A 7,256-nucleotide genomic window follows, 5' to 3' on the forward strand; every position below is an offset into this window, starting at 1 on the left:
TGATTAGGAGATTTATTTCTTTTGATAACAGAACAAGCACCCGGAAAATTATATATTGCCGGCGAATATGCGGTTTTAGAACAAGATTGTCCCGCGATCTTAGTCGCAGTTAACCAATTTATCCGTGTTTCAATTATTAAGTCAAAATCTACCACCGGTTTAATTCATTCAAAACAATATTCCCAAAGTTCTATACATTGGGTTAGGCGTGGAGCTAAAATGGTTATTGACAACCGGGATAATCCATTTGAATACATCCTTGCTGCGATTTCTTACACAGAACATTTTTGCTTGGAACAAAAAGTAAAAATGCAAGTTTATGATTTATACATCAATTCCGATCTTGATTCCTCTGATGGCAAAAAGTATGGTTTAGGTTCCAGTGCTGCGGTAACCGTAGCCACAGTTAAAGCCATTCTGCGCTTTTACAATGTTCCGTTTAGTAACGAATTAGTTTATAAGCTTTCAGCTATTTCGCACTATTCTGTTCAAGGTAACGGTTCAGCAGGCGATATCGCTGCCAGCGTCTATGGCGGCTGGATTGCATATCAAACTTTTGACAAAAATTGGTTAAGTAACGAATTAGCCCAAAAATCTCTGTCAGAAGTCGTCAATGAGGCTTGGCCTGGATTAAGAATTCAACTTTTGACGCCGCCTGCCGGATTAAAATTGATGATCGGCTGGAGCCAAAAGCCAGCTTCTACTTCTCGACTAGTAGACGAAACTAATGCTAATAAAGCTGCTTTAAACGGCGAGTATCAAGAGTTTCTCAAGCTTTCCCGCCAATGTGTTTTAAAAATGATCGCCGGCTTTGAACGCCACGATATTCGTTTAATTAAAAAGCAGATTCGAGTTAACCGTAAACTACTGCAGCATTTTGCTCAAATTAATCAAATTGCAATTGAAATTCCCCGGCTATCCAAATTAATTAACATCGCCGAATCATTTGGTGGTGCAGCTAAAACTTCCGGTGCTGGTAATGGTGACTGCGGTATTGTGATTGCCGATGACCATACTGATACTGATTTTCTGGAAGAAAAATGGCGGCAAAACGGCATTATGCCCCTTGACTTCCACGTACACCAAATTAGATTAGCAAAATAAAATAAAGGAAAAATTATGACAATCCGATCTAAGCGTAAAGAAGAACATTTGCAGCTGGCACAAAAGTTTTATCAAAAAGAAAAAATGAATAGCTTTGACCAAGTCCATGTCATTAGACCAGCCTTACCTGAAACTGAAGTCGACTTAGCTACAATTAAAACGACGATGTTCGGCAAAAAAGTTGCTGCCCCCTTCTTCATCAACGCAATGACTGGTGGCTCTGCTAAATCTTATATTGTTAACAAAGCTTTAGGTCAAGTTGCCCGCAGAACCAATATTGCCCTAGCTCTAGGTTCTGCAAGTATCTTAAATAAAGAACCTGAGCAGCTAGACAGTTTTCTAATTGCTCGTGAAGAAAACCCTGATGGCGTTTTAATTGCTAATATTAATGGCAAAACTTTGCCAGGACAGGCACAAAAGATTATTACCGAATTAAATGCAGATGCTTTACAAGTTCACCTTAACGCAGTGCAAGAAATTGCTATGCCAGAGGGAGAACGCAATTTTTATTGGCTGGATAATTTAAAAGATTTGCGCCAGAAAATAACGGTTCCCATTATTATCAAAGAAGTGGGCTTCGGCTTAGATCCCAAAACTATTTGCACGTTAAAAAAGGCAGGCTTTAAGCTCTTTGATGTTGCTGGTAGCGGTGGTACAAATTTTGCTCAAATTGAAAATGCCCGCAATCCCAAAGATTTGTCATATCTAAATGATATCGGCTTGCCCACAGTTGCTTCAGCTCTAGCGGCAGCAAAACAGCAAGTTGAATTTATTGTTTCTGGTGGCGTACGCAATCCACTTGACGTTTTTAAGGGACTCTGTTTAGGCGGCAAGTATGTGGGTATTTCCAATCAGTTTTTACAAACGCTGCTTAATCACGATGAGGAATATTTGCAAAAAACAATTGCAAATTGGCAACAAGAACTGGCTGGTTTACTGGCGATGTACGGACAACACAGTTTAAGCGGTTTAAGCAATATTCCTAAATATTATGATTTAGAGCTAAAAAATATTATTGAACAAATATAAAAAATAATCCCAAAAGTGTAATAACTTTTGGGATTATTTTTATTTAAACTATTAATTTAACATGTGCCAGATTTCTTTTTGGACAGCGCTGTCGTTACTTGAACCAATAACATGGTTGGCTGCCCTCTTGGCAATTGGCAGAGCCGTGCCTGTCGCATAACTGTTGCCAACGTATTTTAACATGCCCACGTCATTACCACTATCGCCAAAAGCAACCATTTCTCGCGGATTAATTTTATATTTACTACCGAGATACTTTAGTCCTTCAGCCTTATTCATTCCTTTAGTTGACATATCAATTGAAGTAGCAGAACCAGAAACAAAACCGATTTGAGGGTATTTTCGCTTCAATTCGTCAAGCAGGTGCGGCATTTTCTCCGCAGAAACATCGAAAGTTACTTTGAAAATCTGATCATTTAAATTATCAAAATCATCAACCACTAATAATTTTTCATAGTACTTCTTTAATTCTCGCGCAAAGTCTGGTCCGTTTTTTCTTAAAGTATAAGCACTGGCTAAACCAGAAACAGTTGCTTTTTCATCGTATTGCTGCGTAATTTGTAAAATTGTCTGGAGATCTGAATGAGAAAGTGAATTAACGTGAATGACTTGTCTGCCTTTAGCAACCAAAGCGCCATTATCGGCAATATAATATATCTTATTTGCTACGTGAGGAAAACGTAAATACAAGTTTTCAAATTGATTGCCACTTGCAACCACAAACTTGATATTTTTTTCTGTCATGATCTTAAATTCACGCAAGAATAATTCTTCATCGTATGTTTTTTGGTCGTTTAACCAAGTACCATCCATATCTGTCGCAATTAATTTAATCATTATAAATAATAGTCTTTCCTTTAAAATCTTAATCCTTTAGGATAATAGTTTTTTAAAACTTGATTAGCAACCTTACCAAAACCCAATATAAAGTTATGGTAGCTGACTAACACAAACCCTTTTAGATCGGTGTTCACTTTGATTGCTTCTCCATGTAAATAGCTATTGTAGGAATTGGCAGTAAGATTGATTACTCTAGTTTGTTTCTGCGCTGCTAAAACCATGGCTAACTGGTGCCCTGGTTCAAACCGATTCTTTTTAAGCAAGCCCAATTCTGTCCCATTAGCGAGAATTCTTACATGTAAGCCTGTAGTATCTTGCGCCGGTATAAAAACGTGATTGTTTCTGATTAGGCAATCAGACCGCCAATTTAATAATGCGGGAGGTAAATTAAATTGATCCAAAATAGCGGCAATTAATTTAATTTCTGCTTTATTGGGCGCAATATTAGCTAAACGTCTTTTTCTTTTCTTGTTCTCCTTTCTTGAACCAGTCATGCTCATCTCTGGCTTTGCTGGTAATTTTAGTTTTGCGACAAATTGTCCTTCACCTATCGCAGCAGTTAGCCAAAATCTCAGTGTGTTAGCTAATTCCTTGTTGTGGTCAGCCCAATTAGGTTGCCCTTTAGCTACTTGATTAGTACCGAGTTCAATTGGTAAAATTTCAAGCTCAAACTTTTGACTTAGCCATGATATTATTTCTTCATTTTCTTCTGGTGAAAAGGTACAAGTTGAATAAACCAATGTTCCTTCCGGCTTTAACATCTTAACTGCCGCTGTTAAAATCTTTTTTTGCCTTTCTTGACATTTCATGACATAGTCTTGCGACCAGTACTCTATCGCCTGCTGGTCTTTACGGAACATTCCTTCGCCACTACAAGGAGCATCAACTAAAATTTTATCAAAAAAACGGGGAAATTGACTGGTTAAATTTTCGGGTTTGTCATTGGTAATTAAAGCGTTGGTGACACCCCAGCGTTCAAGGTTTTCACGCAATACTTTAGCTCGACTAGGTGAAATTTCATTTGCTACTAGCAGCCCGCTGCCTCGCAGTTGTTCAGCAATTGCCGTACTTTTCCCACCAGGTGCTGCGCAAAGATCAAGTACGCGTTCGCCCGGTTTGGCGTTAATAATGTAACTTGGAAACATTGCTGAGGGATCTTGCGAATATACTGTGCCACTAATCCATTCGGGATCATGACCGCTAATTTCACCGTAAAAAGCGTTGGGAATTACCGGAATATGAGATTGGGTATTATAAGATACTTGTTTATTTTCTTTAAGTGAATTAATACGATAGCCTTTTTTGGGAGGCTGAGATTTTATTGCAGTAAAGAGTTTGTTTGCTTCATCCTTTCCTAATAGTTTTTGATATTTTCTGACAAAGTCGTCAGGCAGCTTGATCATTTTTTTGATCCTTTCTTAATTGGTGTATGACGCAGAAACTATATGCTGCAGCAATGATAAGCCAGCTTAATGCAAGAAGCCAAATTAAATGTTGCTTGTTTGAAATAAATGTCCGCCAACTTAAAAAGAAATAAGCACCAAAAGTAACTGCGAGTTCAATCAATAGTATTCTAATGCCATGATTTATCAGCCAGTTGCGCAGCAGAGCGCCGTTTAAATGGGTTTGCTTAACAGTTTGCCAATCCATATAGGCTAAAAGTAAATTACTTAAAAAAGCGATAATTAAAAAGACAGCTATCAGCGCTATTTCACGTAAAAATGAAAATTGATGAATTTGATGATTTTTTACAAATAGTGGTGTCTTCACTTTAGCATGATAATGCTTCGCTATTTGACGTATGGTTTTACTTGAACTGTCGACTATTATGATGTAATTTTTTAGTTTGAATTTTCCAGTTGGCTGCTTAGGACCGGTGGTTAAATAATAACCATTCTGCTTCATTTGCCGGTAATGCTTTAAGATACCGATAACAGAATAATAAGTTTGATTAAGGTGAACATATTGATTATCCTGAACTTTCAAGGTTGGCACCTTAGCATTTAAACCCAAAACAGCAAATGAGACTCTACCTTTAAAATCATCGGCCGTAAAATATCTGCCAGATTCAGTGGGTAAAGTTACTACTTCATGGTTAGACCACACTAAAGTTTGATTATCCTTAGATTTACTTGCCAAATGAACCTGAATTTTATTTTTAGGGTAATTTTTTTGTAAATACGTGATAAATGAGCCAACATTTTGGTTGTTTTTTACATTGATATAACGGGTATTATTACTAAGTCCATAAGCCTCAAGAAGTTGATCAGCCTCTCTTGATTGAACATTGGACAGCATGCTGCCAATACCTAAAAGTGATAAAAATATAACGATTACTAAAATAATTTTCTTAATTTTCATGTGCTATCTCAAAAATGTGCTCTTCAATAAAATCAAAACTAGCAAAAGATCTGTTAATCTGCATCATTTCTTTTGAATGAACAAAATGTTCATTTCGCCAAAAAATTGGAGAATTCGTGGCGCCATTTTTTTCGCCAACAAAAAGTAGATGGTTGGTAAAATTGTTGTTACGCCAATTTAAAACTAGTTTTTCATCATGTTGACCAAAGTTTGGTGCCCAGGAACATATAATTAAATCCATATTGCTTATTACGCTTAGAGCTTTTTCCGCATTCAAATTTTGTACTCTAATAAAAGAATTTGTGCCAGTTTTAGAGGTCTTCGACCATTCAAAATTATCGGTAGCGGTCATTTCAACACCAACTTCTGCTAATGCTTTGCTCCAATAGGCATTACCTGCCATAATCTCTAAACCGGTTTTAACATTTAACTTATTTTTGATCAATTCCGCAGTAGTTAAGTTAGGCACTGACCAAATACCAAATTCTCTTGCTAGAAATTCTCTTAAATTATTAATAAGCCGGTTAACGGTCTGAAACTGCTTAATTTTCTTAGCGGGAAGATTAATACATATTTCTTCAGCAAAGTCAGGCAAAAAGCCCAGCTTTTCAGGAGCTCTTTGCAAAACCTTTTTTTGCTTTATACAAGAAACTATTTCGTTTACTTCCCTTACTTGCTGATGAACAGGTTCTAGTTCTAGTTCATCATCTAATTGGTTAATTTTACTTAAAAAATCTGTCATTATCAAATACCTATAATGATTTTAACATTCAAAAGACAAGATTTCAGTTATAATAAAAGGTAACACAATAAAGGAGAAAAATTTTATGGCGAAAAAAGTAACAAAAAAGCAAGACAAAGAGGAAGAAAGCTTAGGTAAATTTATTCTCGATGTTGTCATAATGATGGCAGTTATTTTAGGTGTATTCTATGTTTTATTCAATTTTGTGCTTTCTAATGATAGAGTTTCCGGACCGTCTATGCAACCGACTTTTGAAGATAATGACCGTTTGATTGCTGTGCGTAATTTTACTCCTAAACGTAATGATGTTGTTGTTTTGCTTGCACCTAAGGCAGCTAATGATGTTCCAGGAGCATATTACATCAAGCGAGTAATTGGTCTTCCTGGTGATAAACTTGTTTCTAAAAACGATAAAATGTATGTCAACGGCAAACTTTTACCTGAGCCGTATCTAGAAAATCATTTCAAAAAAGCTAATAATGCTGAAGGACAAACATATACGAATAATTTTACTTATAAAGTTCCGAAAGGTTATTATTGGGTAATGGGTGATCACCGTGATATTTCAAAGGACTCACATATATTTGGTCCCGTAAAACGACAAAATTTAGTTGGCAAAGTCAAATTCAGATATTGGCCATTTAATAAAATTCAGGGTTTTTAATTTCCTTTGAATTTTAATATTTTTCCGCTAAAATAAATTGTAAAGGAGAATTTATTATGAATCAGCAATTAGAAGAATTATCCGATGCAATTATCGATTTTCAAGTAAAACATCATGTTACTGATACGGATTTAGCTTTTGCAAGTCATTTGTCAGTTGAAAAAATTCACGCAATGAAAACTGGCGAAGGCGAGTTTACTCCTGAAGAAATTAATCAGCTGTACGATTACCTTGCTGCAAATCATTAAAAAGTTATTTACGCCGATTGTAAAATTAACTTGAACACTTTGTAGAAAATAAAAGTCCATTTGGACCTGTTTGATAGAATGTTAATAACCACAAAAACATCTATGGAGGTCAAAATGGACTCACTACATTCTATCATGGACAAGCGCAAAAAAGGAACTCATTTATCGCTCGAAGAACGGGTCATTATTCAAACTCGTTTGAAAGATCATTGTTCTTTGCGTTCCATCGCTCGAGAAATTGGCTGTTCCCCTAGTACAATTCACTATG

General features: G+C 36.2%; 9 protein-coding genes. 5 read left to right on the top strand and 4 right to left on the bottom strand.

The annotated features are described in order from the left end of the window. Positions 1 to 21 precede the first annotated feature (21 nt). Positions 22 to 1,104 (top strand): phosphomevalonate kinase, encoded by a 1,083-nt coding sequence (locus tag H3T47_RS03445; RefSeq protein ID WP_109918385.1) that lies wholly within the window; start codon positions 22 to 24, stop codon positions 1,102 to 1,104. A gap of 15 nt (positions 1,105 to 1,119) precedes the next feature. After that, positions 1,120 to 2,133, top strand: coding sequence for a type 2 isopentenyl-diphosphate Delta-isomerase (gene fni, locus H3T47_RS03450; protein ID WP_199282548.1), 1,014 nt, complete (start codon positions 1,120 to 1,122; stop codon positions 2,131 to 2,133). Positions 2,134 to 2,184: 51 nt separating this feature from the next. On the opposite strand, the gene H3T47_RS03455 is transcribed toward fni, so the two are convergent. Genes H3T47_RS03455 through H3T47_RS03470 form a run of 4 tightly spaced genes read right to left on the bottom strand, consistent with a single transcriptional unit; the run spans position 2,185 to position 6,076 of the window. Further along, positions 2,185 to 2,970: a Cof-type HAD-IIB family hydrolase gene (locus H3T47_RS03455; protein ID WP_038522658.1), complete on the bottom strand. Its 786-nt coding sequence runs from the start codon at positions 2,968 to 2,970 to the stop codon at positions 2,185 to 2,187. Between the two features lie 20 nt (positions 2,971 to 2,990). Further along, positions 2,991 to 4,376 carry an RsmB/NOP family class I SAM-dependent RNA methyltransferase gene (locus H3T47_RS03460; RefSeq protein ID WP_199282549.1) on the bottom strand — a complete coding sequence of 462 codons (1,386 nt, stop codon included), beginning with the start codon at positions 4,374 to 4,376 and terminating at the stop codon, positions 2,991 to 2,993. Continuing rightward, complete coding sequence (locus tag H3T47_RS03465) at positions 4,360 to 5,334, bottom strand: hypothetical protein (RefSeq protein ID WP_199282550.1); 975 nt, start codon at positions 5,332 to 5,334, stop codon at positions 4,360 to 4,362. Before H3T47_RS03465 ends, H3T47_RS03460 begins: the two co-directional genes overlap by 17 nt. Beyond that, positions 5,324 to 6,076 carry an SAM-dependent methyltransferase gene (locus H3T47_RS03470; protein WP_199282551.1) on the bottom strand — a complete coding sequence of 251 codons (753 nt, stop codon included), beginning with the start codon at positions 6,074 to 6,076 and terminating at the stop codon, positions 5,324 to 5,326. The genes H3T47_RS03465 and H3T47_RS03470 overlap by 11 nt, the downstream gene beginning before the upstream one ends. A gap of 85 nt (positions 6,077 to 6,161) precedes the next feature. On the opposite strand from H3T47_RS03470, the gene lepB reads away from it, so the two are divergent. The 3 genes from lepB to H3T47_RS03485 all read left to right on the top strand — a co-directional run. After that, positions 6,162 to 6,740: a signal peptidase I gene (gene lepB, locus H3T47_RS03475; protein ID WP_199282552.1), complete on the top strand. Its 579-nt coding sequence runs from the start codon at positions 6,162 to 6,164 to the stop codon at positions 6,738 to 6,740. Positions 6,741 to 6,796: 56 nt separating this feature from the next. Continuing rightward, on the top strand, positions 6,797 to 6,988 hold the full coding sequence (locus H3T47_RS03480) for an LBP_cg2779 family protein (protein WP_046324857.1): 192 nt from the start codon (positions 6,797 to 6,799) through the stop codon (positions 6,986 to 6,988). 114 nt (positions 6,989 to 7,102) lie between these two features. Continuing rightward, positions 7,103 to 7,256: helix-turn-helix domain-containing protein (locus H3T47_RS03485; RefSeq protein WP_020993035.1), on the top strand; the 154-nt coding region annotated here is incomplete at its 3' end.

Source organism: Lactobacillus sp. W8093 (assembly GCF_016100925.1).
GTDB lineage: Bacteria > Bacillota > Bacilli > Lactobacillales > Lactobacillaceae > Lactobacillus > Lactobacillus helsingborgensis.

Bases quoted from the DNA above. Each gene is read 5' to 3' on its own strand.
- fni (WP_199282548.1), top strand. From the start codon at position 1,120: ATGACAATCCGATCTAAGCGTAAAGAAGAACATTTGCAGCTGGCACAA.
- H3T47_RS03455 (WP_038522658.1), bottom strand. From the start codon at position 2,970: ATGATTAAATTAATTGCGACAGATATGGATGGTACTTGGTTAAACGAC.
- H3T47_RS03480 (WP_046324857.1), top strand. From the start codon at position 6,797: ATGAATCAGCAATTAGAAGAATTATCCGATGCAATTATCGATTTTCAA.
- lepB (WP_199282552.1), top strand. From the start codon at position 6,162: ATGGCGAAAAAAGTAACAAAAAAGCAAGACAAAGAGGAAGAAAGCTTA.
- H3T47_RS03465 (WP_199282550.1), bottom strand. From the start codon at position 5,334: ATGAAAATTAAGAAAATTATTTTAGTAATCGTTATATTTTTATCACTT.
- H3T47_RS03470 (WP_199282551.1), bottom strand. From the start codon at position 6,076: ATGACAGATTTTTTAAGTAAAATTAACCAATTAGATGATGAACTAGAA.
- H3T47_RS03460 (WP_199282549.1), bottom strand. From the start codon at position 4,376: ATGATCAAGCTGCCTGACGACTTTGTCAGAAAATATCAAAAACTATTA.